The following is a 19,482-nucleotide window of genomic DNA, read 5'->3' on the forward strand; positions in this document are numbered from 1 at the left end:
ATCCTCGCAAACGGGTAAGTGATGGTGCGGGAATAAAAAAAGGGTTACCGGAATCCGGTAACCCTGCCATTCAAATGGTGCGCCCGGCGCGAGTCGAACGCGCGACCTACAGCTCCGGAGGCTGTCGCTCTATCCAGCTGAGCCACGGGCGCAAGGGGAAAACCCCGATGTGAAAGGGACTATGCACCGCGAAAGGCAGATTGTCAACGTCTTTTCTGCGGCCTGTTCGGGAGGGCTCAGCGGCCCATGCCGTTCAGAAAGTCCTTGTTGCTCTTGGTTCCCTTCATCTTGTCCAGCAGAAATTCCATGCCGTCGATGGGGGACATGGGCGCAAGAATCTTGCGCAGAATCCAGACGCGGTTGAGCACGTCTTCGCCGAGAAGCAGATCTTCCTTGCGCGTGCCGGTGCGGTTGATGTCGATGGCGGGAAACACGCGCTTGTCGGACAGATGCCGGTCAAGATAGATTTCACAGTTGCCGGTGCCCTTGAACTCTTCAAAAATGACTTCGTCCATGCGGGAGCCGGTGTCGATGAGCGCAGTGGCTATGATGGTCAGGGAGCCTCCGCCCTCGATGTTGCGGGCCGCGCCGAAGAAGCGCTTGGGCCGCTGAAGGGCATTGGCGTCGAGGCCGCCGGAAAGCACGCGTCCGCTCGAGGGCGTTACGGTGTTGTAGGCGCGTCCGAGTCTGGTGATGGAGTCAAGCAGAATGACCACGTCGCGCTTGCGCTCCACAAGGCGCTTGGCCTTTTCCAGCACCATTTCGCACACCTGCACGTGGCGCTGCGGAGGTTCGTCGAACGTGGAGCTGACCACTTCCGCATTTTTCACCGTGCGTTCCATGTCCGTGACTTCTTCCGGACGTTCGTCCACCAGAAGAATGATCAGGTAGGCGTCGGGATAGTTGGCGTTGATGGCGTTGGCTATCGTCTGGAGCAGAATGGTCTTGCCGGTTCTCGGCGGAGCCACGATGAGGGCGCGCTGTCCGCGGCCGATGGGAGACATGAGGTCGATGATGCGCGACGACATGTTCTTGGAATCGGTCTCCATGCGGAACTGCTGGTCGGGATATACGGGGGTGAGGTTGTCAAACAGCACCAGATGTCTGGCATTTTCTGGAGGCTCGAAACCTATCTCGTTGACGCGCACCAGCGCGAAGTAGCGTTCTCCTTCCTTGGGAGGACGTATCTGGCCGGAAACGCAGTCGCCCTTGCGCAGATGGTAGCGGCGTATCTGGGAAGGAGAGACATAGACGTCGTCAGGACCGGGCATGTAGCTGCACAGAGGAGAGCGGAGGAATCCGTATCCGTCGGGCAGGATTTCCAGAACGCCGTCGCTGTGAATGACGCCGTTTTGCGAGGCGCAGGCCTGGAGCAGGGCGAAGATGAGTTCCTGCTTGCGCATGGAGCTTGCGTTTTCAAGCTGGTACTTGTCCGCGAGATCCATGAGATCCTGCATTTTGCGGGTCTTGAGTTCCGTGAGGTTCAGGACGCTTTCGTCAAGAAGAGGAGCAGATTCTACAGTTTCGGGCTCGACAGGAGCTTTACGTTTCCGTATGGGCATAGAGATACCACCGGGAAAAGGGGAAAAGGAAGAAAGGGCACGCCGAAAGATGACGTGACGACAGAGAAGAATAAAAGAGGGAGACCGAACGAAGACAGCCGTCCGGCAAGAAAAACATAGAGCTTTTTTCCGCCATTGGCAAGTCCCGGGACGCTCTCCGTCATTTTTTGCGGGTATTGACCACGTTGATGGCCCGTTCCGGGCCGTCGACGGCAAAGCGGATGACGGCGTCAACGGCGTTCGGCAAGGTCTTTTCCATGACGTCGCGTTCCGGTTCGGCAAAATGCCCGAGCACCCAGGGGATGACCTGATCACGGTTTTCAGGTTTGCCCACGCCTATGCGCAGACGATAGAAGTCCGGCGTGCCGAGGCGCTGCTGTATGGATTTGATGCCGTTGTGTCCGGCGGCACTTCCGCCTTTCTTGAGCTTGAGCCTGCCCGGTTCGAGGTCGAGTTCGTCGTGAATGACGAGAAGCTGATCAGGCTGAAGGCGGTACCAGGCCATGAGCGGCTGCACGGCGTCGCCGCTCAGATTCATGAAGGTCTGGGGCATGGCCACGAGCCACGTGCCGCCGCCGGGAATCTGTATGCGCCACAGCAGAGCGTTGAACCGGGAACCGGAGAGCGACTCCGGGCTGCGGCCATTGCCGCGTTCCACTTCCTCAAGAAGAAGCTGTACGGTCATGAAGCCGGCGTTGTGGCGCGTGCCTCTGTACTTGGGCCCGGGGTTGCCGAGTCCGACGATGAGTCCGTTGAGATCCATGCTGGTATTCCGAAAGTTTGATGGGAAAAGGCCGCAGGGCCGCGATGTGTCGACGAATGTGCGGCAGAGCGGGACGAGTGTCAAGGTCTTCCTTGGCAATCGGGGGCGCAGATGGTACATGACGGGGGCGGGGCGTCCCGCTTGTCATGAAAACAAAACGGCAGGAGTGTCAATATGCCGCAGTTGTATCGTCTGGATATCGTGGTTGCCGAAGAGGATTTTCCGCTGGCGGAAGCGCTGGTTGCGCAGAGCGCCGGATCCGGCTGGGAAGAGGAATCTCTTCCCACGGGAGAAATGCTGCTTCGCGTGACGAGCGAAAGCGAAGAGGAACGGGAACATCTGGCTCAAAGCGTGTCGGTCATGCTCCCCGGATCCGCGCTTTCCCGCGAGACTCTTCCCGACACGGACTGGCTGGCCGGATGGCGCAGCTACTTTACGCCCGTGGAAGCCGGGGACTTTCTCATTCTTCCGCCGTGGATGAAAGATGAGGCCGCAGAAGGCCGCATTCCCGTCGTCATAGAGCCGAAGTCCGCCTTCGGCACGGGGCATCATCCCACGACCACCATGTGTCTTGAGGCCATAAGCCTGCTGCACAGAGCAGGAATCCTGAAGGCCGGGCAGCGCTTTCTCGACATGGGCACGGGAACGGGCATTCTCGGCATAGGCTGCGTCAAGCTGGGGCTCTCCGGCTTCGGCGCGGACATTGATCCTCTTTCCATCTCAAATTCCCGGGAAAACTGCGACATGAACGGCGTCTCCGGAGAGTTTGAGATTCAGGAAGGCAGCGTGGAGCTCGTGCAGGGACAGCGCTTCGATGTGGTCATCGCCAACATTCTGGCCGGGCCGCTCAGGGAAATGGCTCCCATGCTCATGCCTCTGGTGAAGCCCGGCGGCTGTCTCATTCTTTCCGGGTTCCTTTCGGTTCAGGTGTCCGGCATGAAGGATGCCTACGCCGCCATGGGCGAGGCCGGAGAGCTGCGCATGCCTTCGCCTGCTTCCGACCCCACGCGCTCGGCCAGCCGGGAGAATCCCGAAGCCGACGACTGGGTATGCCTGTACTGGCCGCGCGTTGGTGAAAAACAGGCGCTTTCCCGGATGAAGGGAGAAAAATGAGGTTTTGTTTTCCTGTCTGGAGAAATGCCGTTTGCGAGCGGGAGAAAGGCAGGTGACAAAAATTAAAGCGTTGCTTTAACTTATCTGTGGAGCGCGGCATGGAGCGGCGGATTGCGCCGTGTTTCATGCCGCGTTTTCTGTCAGGGCGCATGTTTTCCGTGTTTTTTCTCTGCGGAAGTTTCGGACTCTTCGGGAAAACGTGATGGATGCTGAAAGAGCCTGTGGCGCTGAGCAGAGACGGGCGAAGAAGACAACATATGCGACGTGTGCGCTGAGTTTTTCCGGGGCGCGGGGGCACACAAGGCCTTGTCTGCGGGATTTTCGGCAGGCAGTGTCGGAGAACTTCGCGCGTTTCAGCCCTTGCGGAAAAGAATGCGCTGAAGGTCGGCCACGGTGGCTATGCCCTTGCTCTTGGGATTTTCCGGGCAGAGGATGGGGGAATAGCCGAGACGCAGCGCCTGTTTCATGCGTACGTCCTGCCCGGACACCGGGCGTACCTGACCGTTGAGGTCCACTTCGCCCCAGAGCACGCAGCGTTCCGGCAGAGGAATGTCGTAGAAGGAGGAGAGCAGTGCGGCCACGAGCGCAAGGTCGAGTCCCGGTTCCTGAAGCCGCATGCCGCCGCCTATCTTGGCGTAGATGTCCACCTGACCGAAGTTGAGACGAAGCCGCTTTTCCAGCACGGCCAGAAGAAGGTGAAGCCGGTTGACATCAAAGCCGAGGCCGGTACGACGCGGAATGGCAAGGTAGCTTCGCGTGGCAAGTGCCTGTATTTCCACGGCCAGGGGACGTTGTCCGTCCACGGCCATGACCACGGCCGTTCCGCTCAGCGAGGTATCGCGGGCGCCGAGAAAGAAGGTGGAAGGGTCTTCCACCAGCTCCAGCCCCTTGCGCACCATGCGGAATATGAGCAGTTCCTGATTCGGTCCGAAGCGGTTTTTCAGCACGCGGAGCATGCGGAACATTTCCCTGCGATCGCCTTCCAGGGAAATGACGGTGTCCACCAGATGTTCCAGAAGACGGGGGCCGGCCAGCGTGCCGTCCTTGGTGACGTGTCCCACGAGCACGAGCGTGGTTCCCGCGCGCCGGCAGCGTTCCACAAGTTCCGTGGCCACGGTGCGCACCTGACTGACGTTGCCGGGCAGCCCTTCGGCACTGTCGGAGGCAAGCGTCTGCACGGAGTCCACGATCATGAGTGCCGGGGCGGTTTTTGCATCCTCAAGCACGGGAAACAGGTCTTCCACCCGGCTTGTGGCCACGGCAAGAAGGTTGTCGTGGAGCACGTCCAGACGTTCGGCGCGGCTTCGTATCTGCGGAAGAGATTCCTCGCCGCTGGCATAGAGCACAAGCTTGTTTTCTCTGGCCACGGCTCCGGCAAGCTGCAGGAGCAGCGTGGACTTGCCTATGCCGGGCTCGCCGCCCACAAGGATGGCGGCGCCGGGAACAAAGCCGTGGCCGAGAACGCGGTCGAGAGCATCAAGACCGGTGCCGAAGGCGGCGTGATCGCTGCCGGATACGCTGGAGAGCGGCTGTATGCGCGTTGCGGCGGCGTGCTTTGCAGAGAGCGGTCGTGCCGAAGAAGTCTGGGCAAGGCGGGTAAGTTCAAGAGTGTTCCACTCCCGGCACTTCGGGCATTGCCCCTGCCACTGCGCGCTTTGGGCCCCGCAGGAACGGCAGACATAGACTTCCCGTATTTTCGGCATGACCGTCTCTCTTGAAGAAGACTATTTGTTGAAAAGGTTGATGCGGCGCAGGTGACGTCCGCCTTCAAAGGCCGTGCTCAGGAACACGTCGACCATGCTGGCGGCAAGACCCTGACCGGTGACGCGTTCGCCGAGGCAGATGACGTTGGCGTTGTTGTGGGCACGTGCGTAGCTGGCATGGAATTCCGTGGTGCACAGCGCGGCACGGATGCCGGGAACGCGGTTGGCTGCCATGCTCATGCCTATGCCCGTGCCGCACACGAGCACGCCGAGGGCGTTTTCATCCTTGAGAAGGGCGTCCGTGACGGCCTGTGCCTTGAGGGGATAGTCGCAGCTTGCGGGATCGGAAGGGCCGAGGTCATGCACGTCGTGTCCCTTGTCCTTCAGATACTGCACAAGAAAGGTTTTGAGGTTGAAGCCCCCATGGTCGGACGCAATGTAGATGATGCTCATTTCAGTCTCCAGTGACTCGGTGTATGGGTGCGGGCTTATCCCGTCCTGTTATTGGTCCAGCGAATAGACGGCGAAACTGTCCGGAACGTTCAGCTCCATGCTGGCGTTCGCCAGCGCGCCGGCAGGCCGGCGTTCCTTGACGAGCAGCACCATGCGCATGGGAGTGCCGTCGCTTTCCATGCTGCCGTCCAGACGGTGGGGAAGCTCCCTCTCGTCGTAGGCAATGGAGAGCGACCAGCGTTTTCCCATGCTCAGCCGTACGGGCAGAGCCTGAGCGTCAAGTTCCAGCTCGAAGTCCTGACCGCCTTGTCTGTAACAGTAGACGATGTTGCCGTCGCCTTCGGTGACGTAGCGCTCAGGAGACGGCACGTCAAGGGCGGAAAGGTATCGGCCGGCCAGAAAGTCGTTGAGTTTCGTCATGCGCATGGGAAGGGGCAGACCGAGCAGCCTGCGCAGCGTCTCCGGGGTTTCGGCTCCGGCGTAGGCTTTCTGGTCTCTCGGCAGCACAAGCAGCATCTGGCCGTTTTCAAATACGGCCTTGGCCACGTTAGCCCCCACTCCGGCATTGACTTCAAGACGTATGGTGCGGGCGTTGTCCGGCGCGTTCTCGGCAAGATCCGCGCTTTCCAGACCGGCGGGCTCATGGCCGTTGTCGTCAAGCATGGACGGAGCGCCGGTGTCGGAGGACCACAGCAGGTAGGTCACTCGCCTTGTGTCGTTGACCGGACCGAAGCGCAGACTGCCGGAAATGACATCGTAGGATGCGGGCTGGGAGGAGCGCTGCACAAAAGCCTGCCAGCGATCCGCGGCGTCGCTTTCCGGGGCGATGGGCATTCCCTTGGGACCGCATCCGGAAAGCGCGGCCATGAGAACGAGACCGAAAAGAACAGAAGAGAATTTTTTTGTCATCATTGGAGTTTTTCCAGTTTCTGGCGCACTCTGGCGGCGTCTTCGGGATAACCGAGCTCTTCAAAAATTTTCAGAGCCTGCTGCCAGCCTGTTCTGGCAGAGTCCACGTCTTGTCTGGCTGCGGCTATGTCACCGTAGTGTTCGAGCATGGCGGGGTCGCGGGGGCCGTCCTTGCCGGAAGCGTTGAGCGCTTTCTGAATCTGTTCCCAGGCTTCGTCGAGCTCTCCGCGGCGGAAGTGCACCCATGCCAGGGAATCGAGAATGAAGTCCGTGTCCGGTTCCAGCTCCACGGCGCGAAGAATGAGCCTGTAGGCCTTATCGAGCTCCCGGTTGCTGTCGGCCAGATTGTATCCCACATAGTTCAGCGCCAGAGCGTTGTCCGGGTACTTCTCGCTGAACTTTTCCATGAGCGCCATGGCCTTTTTTCTGTTGCCCTGCATTTCCTGCAGATAGGCCTGCTGAAAGGCGGCATTTTCATTGTCGGGGTGCAGGCGCAGCGCTTCGTCCACGGCCTTTTCGGCCTCGGCAAAGTTTTTCTGGGCAGCGTACATTTCCGAAACAAGAAGCAGCGGCTCCACGTCTGTGGGATGCAGCGTGCGCAGCGTTTCCAGCGCGGCAAGCGCGGCGGAGTATTCCTTCTGCTCGTAGAGAATGCGCACCTTCATGCGCAGGGCCTTGTCGTATTCCGAGCTCTGCGGCGATACCCGGTCGAGATAGTCAAGAGCCCTGTCGATGCTTCCTCCGCTTTCATAAAGCAGCGCCGCATGATAAAAGTACAGGCCGTCCGGCATGCCGTCCTGAGTCTCAAGACGGGAGAGCAGTGATTCCGCCTGATCGGGGTGCTTTTCATCCATGAGCATGGCCGCGGCCGCCACGGCGAAGTGAAGCGGATCCTGCGTTTCCATGACCATGCGGACCACGGTGTCCGTTTCTCCGTTCTGGAGCAGAAGACGGAGAAGAAAAAGTCTTGCGCTGCGGTTGTCGGGGTCGTCCTGCAGAATATTGCGATAAATTTTTTCCGCTTCTTTCCTGTTGCCGAGTTCTTCCTGCGTCAGGGCCAGAAGCTGCCATGCCTCGGAGTATTCGGGTTCTTCCTTCACGGCGGCTTCAAGCTGTCGTCTGGCGTCGGCAAAATGACCGGAAACGTTCAGCGCCTGCGCGTAGGCAAAGCGGATCTGCGCGGTGAGCTGCTTTTCGGGAATGTGACGGAACACCTGCATGGCTTCTTCCGCCTGCCCGCTGCGCAGCAGCGCAAGGGCAAGCTCGGCCTGCGCCTGCCCGTCGGCGGGGTGATTGCGGGCAAAGGTGCGCAGCAGGTCTATGGCCTCGCTTCGCCGGTTGTTCTGTATGAGCAGATCTGCCTGAAGAGAGACCAGTGCCAGATCGTCCGGCATCTGGGCGGAGGCCTTCTTTATGAGCGGCACGGCCTCTTTTTCGTCGTCGTGCGCAAGAAGCCAGATGGCCGCGTCGATGATGGGGGAGGAGGAAGGCAGCTTATGCGTACCCGTGCCGTAACGAAGAAGACGGCTGGCAGAGTCGATGATGCCTTCACGATCGTTGCCCGCAAGGGCGCTGTCCAGCTTGAGCTGGGCAAAGATGAGCTCCGCCCGCTGCGACGGCGCCTGAGGCGTCATCTGGGCAGGGACGAACTGATCGTTCTGCCCGGAGGAGATTCCGTTTCCCGTGGCAGTACATCCCGCCGGCAGAAGCATGAGCGCAAGAGTAGACGCGAACATCAGGCGTTTTGCCCGCACGGAGGATGACAGGGGCCGCCGTACCCGAAGAAGGGATGGTGTGTGACTGAACATGGAAGTCCTGTGTGCGGAAGAGCTATGGCTGTATCCATTCTTCCGAAAAGTCTTTGATCTCGCGCCCGAGATGTTCTTTCAGTTTTTCCAGCAGGCGCGCTTCCAGCTGGCGTATGCGTTCACGGGTGACGTGATAGCGTTCTCCGATTTCTCTGAGCGTGGCCGGTTCGTCGGTAAGAAGTCTGTGTTCCAGGATGTAGACTTCCTTTTCCGAAAGGGATGGAATGAGCTCTCGTATGCTTTCCTGAACGAGTCTGGATACTTCAGAGTCGGCAATGCCTTCTTCCACGCCCGGACCGAGCGCCGGCAGAAAGTCCATGCGCGAGGCGCTGCCGCTGTCGTCGCTGACCGGCAGATCAAGGGAAACGTCGCCGGCATCCAGCCGCTGTTCCATTTCCACCACCTGATCCCTGGTGACGCCGAGCCGCTCCGAAAGAAGGGTTGCGTCGGGATCGAAGCCCTGAAGAATGAGCTTCTGCCGCTCCCTGTTCAGATTGTAGAAGAGCTTGCGCTGTGCCTGCGTGGTGCCTATTTTCACCATGCGCCAGTTGTCCATGATGAACTTGAGAATATAGGCCTTGATCCAGAACGAGGCATAGTAGGAAAATTTTATGCCCTTGTCGGGGTCGAACTTGTTGACGGCCCGCAAAAGCCCCACGTTGCCTTCCTGAATGAGGTCGAGCACGTTCTGCATCCAGCGGCGCTGGAAGTCCATGGCGATGCGGACAACAAGGCGCAGATGCGAGGAAACGATGCGGAACGCCGCCTCGGGGTCGCCATGATCGCGCACTCTCCGGGCGAGTTCCGTTTCTTCTTCCGGCTCAAGCAGGGGAAACTTGCTCACTTCCCGCAGGTAGCTCTGAAGATTGTCTCGAACCGCCACGCTCGGCAGCCTGTCTTCCGCAATGGCGGGAAGGTTGCTGCTGAGATCAATGACGTGCCTGTCGTCGTAGTCTTCAAAGGAGTCGCCGAGCGGCTCGTCGCCGGGAAGAAGTTCTCCGTCCTGCGCCTGCTCAAGTTCCGCTTCCATGACTTCGGGGGAGTCGTCGCCGGACTCCTCCTCCGCAGCGTCGTTTTCGGAAGGCTCGTCGGGCGTGGCTGCGGCAGGCTGAGACCTCTGTGCAGATTCCTGCCTCTGGTGTCGCCCTGATTTTTTTTCGGATTCGTCTCCGTTTTTTTCCAAAGGTGAGGAGACAGGCTCCGTTTCCGTGGAAACGGGGGCAGCTGTGATATCAATGATATCGTTATCCTTTGGAGATGTTTTGCTTTTTTTGATACGCGCAGAGGCGGTACGGGCCTGTTTCGCTCTGGGGGAGGAAAGCAGTTCGGCTTCGTGCGCATCGGAAATGTTCGTCATGGAGTCATCCTTATTTCAGCAGGGCTTCCGGGGTGGAAGCGTACTTGCCGGAATGTATCCTATAGTTTAAGGTTGGCGTTTTCAACGATTTTCAGTACACCTAAAAAAGTTCGCGGAAGAAAAGACTTCCGCGTGCCATGTTTTCGAGTAAAAGGAGTTTCGTTATGAAAGAAAAGCCGCTGGGCTTTTTTCGTCGCATGGCCTGCGCTCTGCTGACGGGGGTCGTCATGGCCGTGTCGCTCGCATCCGCTCCGGCGTTCGGGCAGGACAAGGGCGCTCAGCTCAAGCCCGTGCATACCTATGAGCTGCTTGATGAGCTTGCGGCAAATCACGGCAAGGTGATTCTGGTGAATTTCTTTGCCGCCTTCTGCGGCCCCTGCCGAAAGGAGATTCCCGAGCTTATGAAGATGCGCACGGAAATTCCCGAAGAGGATCTGCTCATCATAGGCATTGCCATTGACCAGAACATCCGTGAGGCGGATTCCTTTGTGAAGTCCATGGGCATGATGGGGGCCTATCCGGTATACTATGGAGGCGAGGAACTGGCCCGCGCCTACAGGATAGACGCCATTCCCTTCAACGTCATCTACAACAGGGACGGGCACATAGAAGCGAGCGAGGCCGGTTATGTGCCCGGACCGGAAATGAAGAAGTTCCTCATGAGTCTCATCAGGCGGTAGCGGTATGAATGACATGAAGGAAGTATTCAGTGAGGCCGTCATCCGGCGTCGCGTAGAGGAACTGGCCGCTCAGATAGACGAGGTCTACAAAGGCGAAACCATAGTGGCCGTCTGTGTGCTGAAAGGGGCGTTTCCCTTCTTCAGCGACCTTGTGCGCGCCATGAAGACGGATGTTCTCATTGATTTCGTCCGGCTGGCGAGTTACGGCGACCGGGCGAGCAGCAGCGAGCACGTGCAGATTACCAAGGACGTGGAAATATCGCTGGAAGGCCGTCACGTGCTCATTGTGGAAGACATTGTGGATACCGGGCGCTCCATGGACTTCCTCATGCGGTACTTTTCTTCCCGCGGGGCGAAGTCCATACGGCTTGCCGCCCTCATAGACAAAAAGGAACGGCGGGAATTTTCCGTGCACTCCGATTTCGCGGGCTTTGATCTGCCCTCGGGATTCATTGTGGGGTACGGACTGGACTACGCCGAAAGATATCGCACGCTTCCGGCCATTTATGAGCTGCTTGACTGTTGACGCAGGCGGTGTATGGTCTCGATGCGCTATCACATATTGTTGGAGATTGCTTCATGAACGTTACCTGTCCCCAGTGCAATACGATCTATCGTCTGCCGGATGAAAAGGTAAGACCCGGCGCCAAGCTCCGCTGTTCGGTCTGCCGTCATATCTTTACGCTTCCGCTGGAAGAAAGAACGGAGCCTCCCGCTTCCGGCGGACTTTCTCTCGGGGGAGAGGAAAAGGAGAAGACCTCTCACGGAAACGGCGGTCTTGAGCTTTCCGGCGATCGTCCGGCAAAGCGTCAGGCAACGCCGGAACGCGAGGATGAGGGGGGACTTTCCCTCGGTGGCGGCCGCGGTCGCGCATCACGAGGAGGCGGACTGGAACTTGCCGTGGACGATGCCCGCGAGCCCCGCAGACAGAAGGAGCGCCTGCCGGAAAGACGGACTTCCCAGGGGCTGCGCCTTGACGGCTCCGGCAGCGCGGAGTCCTTCGGAGGTCTGGACATGCCGCGAAAGAAGCGGTCCATTCTGCCGAGACTGACGAGCTTTCTGGTGTGCCTTGCTCTGGCGGCGGGATGCGGCTGGTTGTGGGAAAACACGCATTATCTGGATGGACTGAAGGGCCTCGTCGCGCCGTATCTCGGCCTTGAGACCGCCGATCCTTCCGATCCCGTGTCCATGGTGAGCGAACTGGAACTGCGCGACGTGCGTCAGTATCAGGTGAAGAACGAAAAGGTGGGAAAACTTGTCATCATTGAGGGCAAGGTGAAGAACAACTTCCCCGTGCCGCGCGAGCTTATCAGGCTGGAGGCGGAACTGTACGACGCAAACGGCAACAAGCTCGTTTCGCAGCAGCAGCTTGCCGGCAACAGCATGAGTTCCTTCCAGCTGGAACTGCTCGACAAGGATGAGCTGGACAAGGTGCTCAACAACAAGCTCGACATTGTGGAAGCCAACACGAACGTGCTGCCCGGCAACGAAGTTCCCTTCACCGTGATTTTCGTCAATCCGCCTGCCGAGGCGAGCGACTACAAGGTCCGCATTGCCGAGGCGTCCATTCCGAAGGGCCCCGGCAATCTGACGGAATAGAGCGGCATGGTCTTCCGAAGTGTTTCCTAAAAAAACGCTTGCCATTTGTTTTCAGTTGAAGTAAATTAACTTTTGTTGTGCCGAGGTAGCTCAGTTGGTAGAGCAGGGGACTGAAAATCCCCGTGTGGGCAGTTCGATTCTGTCCCTCGGCACCACCGAATTTCAGGGCTGCGGTTTTCCGCAGCCTTTTTAATTAAGCCCTTCAGGCAGTTGAGGGAACGGAAGTGACCGAAACAGAAAAACACCCGCTAAGCGGGTGGGCCACAAAGTGCTTATACCTAAAAAACACCTTTTCGATAAGACGGAGTTGTTCAGGCTCCCGTCCACATCGAAAAGGTGTTTTTTTTATGGCGAAAGAACAAAATCTGGCACATACGAAATGGCTGTGCAGGTACCATATTGTCTTCACTCCGAAGTATAGGAGAAAAGTGATTTACGGGCAATACCGTGAAGAAATAGGAAAAATAATACGACAGCTTTGTAATTAACGTCAGCACAGTAGGTTTGAGCGAATCAACGATTAGGAAATATATGCGGGAGCAGGATCGATAAGATCTCATGCTCGATAAAAAAACGAGCAAAAAATACACGGATCCGTTCAGCCCAAAGAGGGAAAGTTCCTTTAGGAGCAGACTACGAGTCAAAGTACATGGGGGGCTTGAACAGTTGAAAAAGACAGGGCGTCGATCAGAGAAGTTCAAGTCGGTGCCCTTAGGCGTGGGTAAGTAACAAGCCCTTACAGGGCTGAACAAGTCACCCGTTTTACGTGTGGTCCTGACTTAACGCCTTCAGACCGAGGAGAACAGGTTTAAAAATACCTTTTTGACAGTACGAAAAACCCATTTATTTGTACTGTTAAAAAGGTATTTTTGTTAATTTTAATTATTATTTATCTATAAATAAGATATAAATAATAAACTATATATTATTGATATTAATATATTACATAAAAAAATAATGTTTTATTATATTTTTTAAAATATTTTTATAAAAAATTATAATTATATAATATGAATATAAATATTATTTTAGTGTTGTGTGAAGGGACTTGCAGAATGTGCCACTAAAAAGAAATAGGCGTCATTTCGGTAGCGAGTAAAATTTTTCAATGTAATCATTTGATTGTTGACCCAAAGAGCCTTTTCTCAGTAATAATCTAACATAACATGCTCAGTATGGAGTAGTCTTTTATCTTAAACCAAAGGAAGAGCTATGCACTATCTGGCAAAAATTTTTTCATTGTTGGGCTGTATTTTACTTATAATATCAGTATTTGTTATATTTATTGCCATTATTTTTCGATATTTTATTGGAATAGCTCTACCATGGCCCGAAGAATTAACACGATTTCTTTATCTTTGGTTTACATTTTGTGGTGTTGTTGTTGCAGAATATAAAAATTATCACTTAAAAGTTGATGCAATTTTTTCTTATTCAGGAAATAAAATAAAAAACATTATATCTATACTTTCACTTTGTATAACTTTTATATTTTATATAATTGCTGCTTATTGGGGGTATGACATGACTTTGTTCAACTATGAAATGGAAAATAGAGCTGTTTCAATGGATTTGCATCTGGTATGGATATGGGCTGCGCTTCCGATATGTTTATCTGCAGCAGCACTTATGGCCGCTTACAATCTTGTCAGAACTGTTTTTTCCAAAAAAATCTGAACTAAAAGTTGTGGGATATTCTTATGGAAAACGTACTGATAGCTTTTGGACTCATGCTGGTGCTTCTTGCGCTGACCGTTCCCGTAGCCGTGGCCGTCGGCGTAGCAACGTTTGTCGGGCTTTATCTGAGTGGCATGGATCTTGGCATTGTAGCCCAGCGTATGTACGCACTTGTGGATTCATTCCCGCTGATGGCTATTCCGTTTTTTCTTCTATCTGGAGAAATAATGCATCGTGGTCAGATGGCGAACGATCTTCTCGATATGTGTCGTAAGCTTGTTGGACATAAAACCGGAGGTCTTGCTACTGTTTCCATTCTGACATGTGCGTTTTATGCGGCTCTTTGTGGCTCAGCCATAGCCACTACCGCCGCCGTGGGCACGATCATGATTCCTCATATGGTAAAGGATGGCTATGAACGAAATTTCGCTGTTGCAACCAGTGTATGTGCCGGTGGTCTTGGTCCGATTATTCCTCCTTCGATATCCATGATCATGTACGGAGCTTTTGCAGGAGTGTCTGTCACGGATATGTTTATTTCTGGAATAGGTACGGGGGCACTATGGACAATATGCTTTCTTGGAGCGTCGTATTATGTAGTAAAAAAGCGCGGCTACGGCGTGAAGAGACCAAGAGCCAGCAATCGTGAAATACTTCAGGCAGTATGGAATGCCAAGTGGGCTATAGGAGTTCCGGTCATTATTCTCGGAGGCATATACGGAGGTGTAGCCACTCCCACAGAATCCGGGTGCTTTGCCGTTATCTATGCGTTGTTTGTTGAATGCGTCATCAGACGAAGCTTTACTGTCAGCACGTTCATTGACTGCTTTCAGACCTCTCTTGTGACCATAGGTTCTCTTATCTTCATTATTCTGACGGCTAACGGTCTCGGGGCATTGGTTCAATATCACAATGTCATGACGGTTTTGACGGGGATCATTCATTCGTTCATCCCCAATGGCGAAGTTTTCATCCTGGCGATGCTTATTCTGTTCTTGATTCTCGGAATGTTTATGGAAGGCACCGCACTTATTATTATTCTTGTCCCCATTCTTTGTCCCATTGCTCAGGATTACGGAATCAATCTTATTCAGTTTGGACAGTTTTTCCTTATCTCCATGAGTCTCGGGTTGTTCACTCCTCCCATAGGTACGAGTTTGTATCTCGGATGCGCCATAGGCGATACGAACATTGTATCCCTTTCCAAGGCCTGTATGCCTTTCATCGTGGCGTCTCTGATCTGTCTGTTCATTATTGGATACGTTCCGGCGGTTTCCTTGTTTCTTCTCTAGCCGGATAGTTCAAACTGGTTGACGTAACTTTTTAGGAGGTTGTCATGAAAAGATTTTATGCTCTTCTTACGATGTGTGCCCTTGTAGCACTGTCCAGTGCTGTTGCAGAAGCAGATCCCATCGAAATCAAGTTCGGCATCACCACCCCTGTCAATAGCCCTCTTGATCTGGCGGTCAAGATCGATATGGCGGAATTCATAAAGACAAGGAGCAATGGTAAATACGTTATAGTGTCCTACCCCGGCTGTGCTCTTGGTGGACCAGATGCCATACTTCAGTCGCTGCAGCGTGGTTCCGTACAATTCGCCGTTGAAGGCTCGGCTAACTGGTCTACGCAGATTCCTGAGCTGGGGGCTTTCGACTTACCTTATGTTTTCATGACTAAAGAGGATGCTGTCAGATATTTTGACAGTGAATCGGGAAAGAGGCTGGGGCAGATCTGCGAGAAAAGAGTGAAACTCACTAAGTTCATGGGAATAGAATGCGGGGGATTCCGCCAAATCAATACAACGAAGTATTATCCTACGCTTGAATCCCTTAAAGGAATACCTCTCCGCAGCACGGCTTCCAAGGCTCATATCTCCTCCATTAAGGCCTTGGGAATGAATCCCATTCCCGTAGCTCCTTCGGAAATGTCGTCGGCTCTTCAGCAGGGAGTCATTGTCGGGACAGACGGTGAGGTATCCGGTTCGTATGCGTGGAGAATGTTTGATATCTGCAAGTATAATCTGAACCCTGAGCATTTGGCGCAGCTTTACGTTACTTTGGCTTCAGGAAGGTGGTGGAAGAGCCTCTCCAAAGAAGACCAGAAGCTTTTTGAAGAAGGTATTCAGGTGTACAGAAAGGCTTTCACCCGCTATCTGGAGGAGAAGCAGGCGGAAACCTTTAAGAAACTTAAGGAAGAGGGCGTTGCTTCTACCTGGTGGAGTGAAGAAGAAAAGGCTCGGGCTGCACAGATGGGCCGTGCAGCATGGGAAACTGCTACACCAGAGCAGAAAGTAGTTCTTGATGAAGTAATGCATACTTTGTATAAAAAATAGGTTTAATATTTGTTATATTAACTAGCTTTCAACGGCATAATGTATTTTTAATTATAAGTGCATACTATGAATTTTATATGTTTATTATGACATATTTTGTTCATGTATGCACTTATCAAGGAGAAAAAAATGTCGCAGATCAGTTCCTGCTGTTCAGGACAGGAAGCAAGAATTGCACTTCCTTTGAAACTGCTGAATAGGAAATATGCCGATCGCTCTCTTGCTAGGGCAGTTCGCATACTGCGCCGATACATTTTTACCAAGCCTATATTTGACTGGCAGCGAGGCTGGTATTTTACAGAATCCATGAGTTTGACCGAGGGGATGCACATTTCATTGCGCTGGGCGAAAGCCATGAGGAATGTCGTCGAGCACATAGATGTTTATGTTGACAAAGATCAACTTTTGGCCGGAGCTGTGGGCGGAGAAGGGCGTTACGGCATTATGTTTCCAGAGCTTGATGGAAGTGTCTATCTCAAGGTTTTTCAGGACGACGACTGTCCTGGTTGCACGGGCAAGGCCGCCTATACCGTTAGTAAGGAGACGGCAAGACTTGCCAAGAAAATGGGGGAATACTGGGCTCCTATTGCATTTCTCAAACCCTATGAGCGTTCCATGCCTGCAGACGTGCACCATGTAACGTATGATGAGCATCTGCATACCAATCATATTGTTTCCGAGTGGCAGTCATGCATGTCGTCCTCCAACTGGACCCCAGACTGGGGCAAGGTGCTTAATTTAGGACTCAAGCATATCCGCCGGCAAGCTCAAGAGCATATCAGTGCGCTTGATCCCATGGACCCTGAAGTCAGACTGAGGAAAAGACCGTTTTACGATGCAGTCATCATAACCTGCGATAATCTAAAAATATTTGCGACTCGACATGCCGAGCTTTTGGAAAAAATGGCATCGGAAGAAACCGATGTGCAACGAAAAAACGAACTGGTACAGATGGCGGAATTTTGTCGTTACGTACCTGAAAATCCAGCCAGGTCGTTTTGGGAAGCCATGCAATCCCTCTGGCTGCTTCAGCTCTACTCCCGGCTGGAGTCGAAGTTTGGCGGCATTGTGGTCAATGGCAGAATGGATCAATATCTTTATCCTTTTTACAAGGCTGACAGGGACAAAGGGATTATCGATGACGAGGGTGTCCTTGAGCTTTTGAACTGCCTGTGGGCAGCAGAAGCGAAATTTGTGGATGTGTATGTAAGTTCTGTAGGCTCTGCCGGTACGGAAGGCTTTTCTCACTTCGATGCCGTTACGGTAGGGGGACAAAACCGAGACGGCATGGATGCGACAAATGAACTTTCCTATCTGCTGCTTCGGTGTGCAAGAGAATTTCCCGCAAACTATCCAGATGTGGCGGCACGCATTCATGCATGCTCTCCCAGAGAATTTCTTTGGGCTGTTGCGGAAACGATTAAAGATGGAGAAGGATATCCAAAGCTGCTGAATGATGAGGAAATCATACCGTCATTAATGTCTTTTGGTGCTCAGAGAAGCGATGCTTTGGATTATAGTGTGTCCGGTTGTACGGAAGTGAGGATGCCTAATCGAGATACCTTTCTTGTGTGTCCTTCTCATGTCTGTTACGGATCTGTTGTGGAGGCGGCTCTATATAATGGAAGGCTTCCTCTGCTGAACGATTGTCTCTACGGACTCGAAACAGGGCCTGCTGAATCGTTTTCTGTATGGGAGGACTTTTTACAAGCTGTAAGACTTCAGCATGACTATTTTTTCAGTGTGGCACTGTTTCAGGTATACACTGCAAAAAAAATGTTCGGCAGATATTATGCCTCTCCTCTGGCATCTGCCATGCATGATTTATGCATGGCAGATGCCAAGGATCTTCATGAGGAGAATATTCGAGGTGGAATAAATATCGGCTTTATTGATGGTGTTGGATTCGGAACTTTGATTGATTCTCTCTGTGCCATACATAAATTTGTTTATGAGGAAAAAAGACTGACGATGAGACAGGTCATAGATGCCTGCCGAAATAATTTTCAAGGGGAGGAGGGGGTGTTTGTCCAGAGTATTCTGAAGCATGGTCCCAAGCATTGCAACAATGATCCTGCGGCAAACCGTATGGCCTACCTTATTGATACCTGGGGTACGGAAATCATGAGTAAGTACAATCATACCATGGGGGTCAGCATGACGCTGCGTATGGTTCCCGTAACGTCGCACATTCCGCATGGAAAGGCTGTCGGGGCAACACCGAACGGCAGGCTTGCCGGACTTCCCATGTCTGAAGGAGCCTCAGCGTCTCACGGCGCCGATACCAGTGGCCCTGCAGCAGTGCTGCTTTCCAACTATGCTTCCAAGAATTTGTCCTACAAGGAACGCTGTTCTCGTCTTCTCAACATCAAGTTCACTCCCGGATGTGTGGCAGGGGACAAAGGCACAGAAAAGCTTATTGATTTTATCAGAACATGGTGCGCCCTGAAGCTTTGGCATGTCCAGTTCAACGTGGTGAACAGAGAAACGTTGCTTGCGGCTCAGAAGGATCCTGAAGCGTACAAAAGTCTTATTGTCCGGGTGGCCGGTTACAGTGCTTTCTTTTGCGAACTTTCCGAAGGGTTGCAGAATGAAATTATCGAAAGAACGACGTATGATTATATCTAGTGGGAATAGTTATGGTTTTTGATTTTCGTCTCAGACCTCCGTATAAAAGTTTCTGCAATTTAGGTATATTTCATCCGTCATGCAATGAGCTTGTCCCTCAGAAATATCATGCCGTAGTCAACGAATCGGCAAGAAAGCTCAGCATGTCGCTTTTTTGGAAGGAGATGGATGAGGCCGGAATTGTCGCTGGCTGTGCTATCGGCAGACAGGTGCCCGATGACACGCTTTCCGTGATGAATGCGGATATTCTGGCCCTCGCCCAAGAGTATCCAGACAGAATCATACCCTTTGGGAGTTTGGATGTCAGCAGAGGCGTGGCGACGGCAATGACAGAACTTGAATTATGTCTGAAAGGTGGGTGCAGAGGCATTGCTTTGGAGCCAGGATGTGCTGTTCCTCCACGAAAGGTTGATGCCAATGTGCTGTATCCTATTTATGCCAGATGCGAGCAGGCTGAGGTTCCTGTTGTGCTGACCTTGAGCCAGTTTCAGGGAGATTTGGATTTTTCCGATCCTGCTGCTGTACAGCGTGTCGCCAGAGATTTTCCAAATCTTTCGATAGTGCTTGCCCATGGCTGCTATCCATGGATTCCCATGGTTTTTCAGCTGATTTTAACATGCCCAAATGTCTGGCTTCTTCCTGATATCTACATGTATAATCCCATGGCTCCCGGAAATCGTATGTATGAGGAGTTTTTTCATTGGGTTGACGGAGAACGTATTCTTTTTGGTTCTGCCTATCCCTGCTATAATTTGAAGCAGGCCGTAGAGGATATGGAGCGTTTTCATCTGTCGGAAAGGCACAAAAGAAAGTTTTTCTGGGAAAACGCACACAGTTTGTTGAAAATATAAATCACAATCCGGTCCATAGCTGAAGAGGCTTGGGGCCGGATTGTAGC

The 19,482-nt window shown here is 53.4% G+C and carries 16 protein-coding genes, 2 tRNA genes and 1 pseudogene; 11 read left to right on the forward strand and 8 right to left on the reverse strand.

Features of this window, described 5'->3' with window-relative positions; genetic code table 11:
* Window positions 1-75: 75 nt before the first annotated feature.
* From Q0J81_RS05235 to pth, 3 genes are all read right to left on the reverse strand, one after another.
* A tRNA-Arg gene (locus Q0J81_RS05235) sits at window positions 76-152 on the reverse strand.
* 84 nt (window positions 153-236) lie between these two features.
* Window positions 237-1,487, reverse strand: a complete 1,251-nt coding sequence (gene rho / locus Q0J81_RS05240; RefSeq protein WP_294446433.1) for a transcription termination factor Rho — start codon at window positions 1,485-1,487, stop codon at window positions 237-239.
* 235 nt (window positions 1,488-1,722) lie between these two features.
* Window positions 1,723-2,325 (reverse strand): aminoacyl-tRNA hydrolase, encoded by a 603-nt coding sequence (gene pth / locus Q0J81_RS05245; protein ID WP_294446412.1) that lies wholly within the window; start codon window positions 2,323-2,325, stop codon window positions 1,723-1,725.
* 174 nt (window positions 2,326-2,499) lie between these two features.
* Between pth and Q0J81_RS05250 the strand changes: the two genes are divergently transcribed.
* The gene (locus Q0J81_RS05250) at window positions 2,500-3,438 is read left to right on the forward strand and encodes a 50S ribosomal protein L11 methyltransferase (RefSeq protein ID WP_294446413.1); all 939 of its coding nucleotides are present in this window, start codon (window positions 2,500-2,502) and stop codon (window positions 3,436-3,438) included.
* 353 nt (window positions 3,439-3,791) lie between these two features.
* Here Q0J81_RS05250 and radA read toward each other — a convergent pair whose 3' ends face one another.
* The 5 genes from radA to Q0J81_RS05275 all read right to left on the reverse strand — a co-directional run bounded on the left by radA (window position 3,792) and on the right by Q0J81_RS05275 (window position 9,494).
* On the reverse strand, window positions 3,792-5,141 hold the full coding sequence (radA, locus tag Q0J81_RS05255) for a DNA repair protein RadA (protein WP_294446414.1): 1,350 nt from the start codon (window positions 5,139-5,141) through the stop codon (window positions 3,792-3,794).
* 21 nt (window positions 5,142-5,162) lie between these two features.
* Entirely contained in the window at window positions 5,163-5,594 is a 432-nt protein-coding gene (gene rpiB / locus Q0J81_RS05260; RefSeq protein WP_294446415.1) for a ribose 5-phosphate isomerase B, read from the reverse strand.
* Window positions 5,595-5,642: 48 nt separating this feature from the next.
* Window positions 5,643-6,506: a hypothetical protein gene (locus Q0J81_RS05265; protein ID WP_294446416.1), complete on the reverse strand. Its 864-nt coding sequence runs from the start codon at window positions 6,504-6,506 to the stop codon at window positions 5,643-5,645.
* Window positions 6,503-8,239, reverse strand: a complete 1,737-nt coding sequence (locus tag Q0J81_RS05270; RefSeq protein WP_294446417.1) for a tetratricopeptide repeat protein — start codon at window positions 8,237-8,239, stop codon at window positions 6,503-6,505. The genes Q0J81_RS05265 and Q0J81_RS05270 overlap by 4 nt, the downstream gene beginning before the upstream one ends.
* Window positions 8,240-8,333: 94 nt before the next feature.
* Window positions 8,334-9,494: an RNA polymerase sigma factor RpoD/SigA gene (locus tag Q0J81_RS05275; protein WP_294446418.1), complete on the reverse strand. Its 1,161-nt coding sequence runs from the start codon at window positions 9,492-9,494 to the stop codon at window positions 8,334-8,336.
* 338 nt (window positions 9,495-9,832) lie between these two features.
* On the opposite strand from Q0J81_RS05275, the gene Q0J81_RS05280 reads away from it, so the two are divergent.
* The 10 genes and pseudogenes from Q0J81_RS05280 to Q0J81_RS05325 all read left to right on the forward strand — a co-directional run bounded on the left by Q0J81_RS05280 (window position 9,833) and on the right by Q0J81_RS05325 (window position 19,435).
* Window positions 9,833-10,348, forward strand: coding sequence for a TlpA disulfide reductase family protein (locus tag Q0J81_RS05280; RefSeq protein ID WP_294446419.1), 516 nt, complete (start codon window positions 9,833-9,835; stop codon window positions 10,346-10,348).
* Between the two features lie 4 nt (window positions 10,349-10,352).
* Window positions 10,353-10,874: a hypoxanthine phosphoribosyltransferase gene (hpt, locus tag Q0J81_RS05285; RefSeq protein WP_294446420.1), complete on the forward strand. Its 522-nt coding sequence runs from the start codon at window positions 10,353-10,355 to the stop codon at window positions 10,872-10,874.
* Between the two features lie 53 nt (window positions 10,875-10,927).
* Window positions 10,928-11,947, forward strand: coding sequence for a DUF3426 domain-containing protein (locus tag Q0J81_RS05290; RefSeq protein ID WP_294446421.1), 1,020 nt, complete (start codon window positions 10,928-10,930; stop codon window positions 11,945-11,947).
* A 79-nt stretch (window positions 11,948-12,026) separates the two neighbouring features.
* Window positions 12,027-12,102 (forward strand) — tRNA-Phe (locus Q0J81_RS05295).
* Window positions 12,103-12,294: 192 nt separating this feature from the next.
* Window positions 12,295-12,429, forward strand: a pseudogene (locus Q0J81_RS05300) (transposase); the annotation flags it as partial.
* A 730-nt stretch (window positions 12,430-13,159) separates the two neighbouring features.
* Complete coding sequence (locus tag Q0J81_RS05305; RefSeq protein WP_294446422.1) at window positions 13,160-13,624, forward strand: TRAP transporter small permease subunit; 465 nt, start codon at window positions 13,160-13,162, stop codon at window positions 13,622-13,624.
* A gap of 23 nt (window positions 13,625-13,647) precedes the next feature.
* Window positions 13,648-14,916 (forward strand): TRAP transporter large permease, encoded by a 1,269-nt coding sequence (locus Q0J81_RS05310; protein ID WP_294446423.1) that lies wholly within the window; start codon window positions 13,648-13,650, stop codon window positions 14,914-14,916.
* 44 nt (window positions 14,917-14,960) lie between these two features.
* The gene (locus Q0J81_RS05315) at window positions 14,961-15,956 is read left to right on the forward strand and encodes a TRAP transporter substrate-binding protein (protein WP_294446424.1); all 996 of its coding nucleotides are present in this window, start codon (window positions 14,961-14,963) and stop codon (window positions 15,954-15,956) included.
* A 129-nt stretch (window positions 15,957-16,085) separates the two neighbouring features.
* Window positions 16,086-18,584, forward strand: coding sequence for a pyruvate formate lyase family protein (locus Q0J81_RS05320; protein WP_294446425.1), 2,499 nt, complete (start codon window positions 16,086-16,088; stop codon window positions 18,582-18,584).
* Window positions 18,585-18,595: 11 nt separating this feature from the next.
* Window positions 18,596-19,435, forward strand: a complete 840-nt coding sequence (locus tag Q0J81_RS05325) for an amidohydrolase family protein (RefSeq protein WP_294446426.1) — start codon at window positions 18,596-18,598, stop codon at window positions 19,433-19,435.
* The last annotated feature ends 47 nt before the right edge of the window (window positions 19,436-19,482 follow it).

This window comes from uncultured Mailhella sp. (assembly GCF_944324575.1).
Classification (GTDB): Bacteria; Desulfobacterota; Desulfovibrionia; order Desulfovibrionales; family Desulfovibrionaceae; genus Mailhella.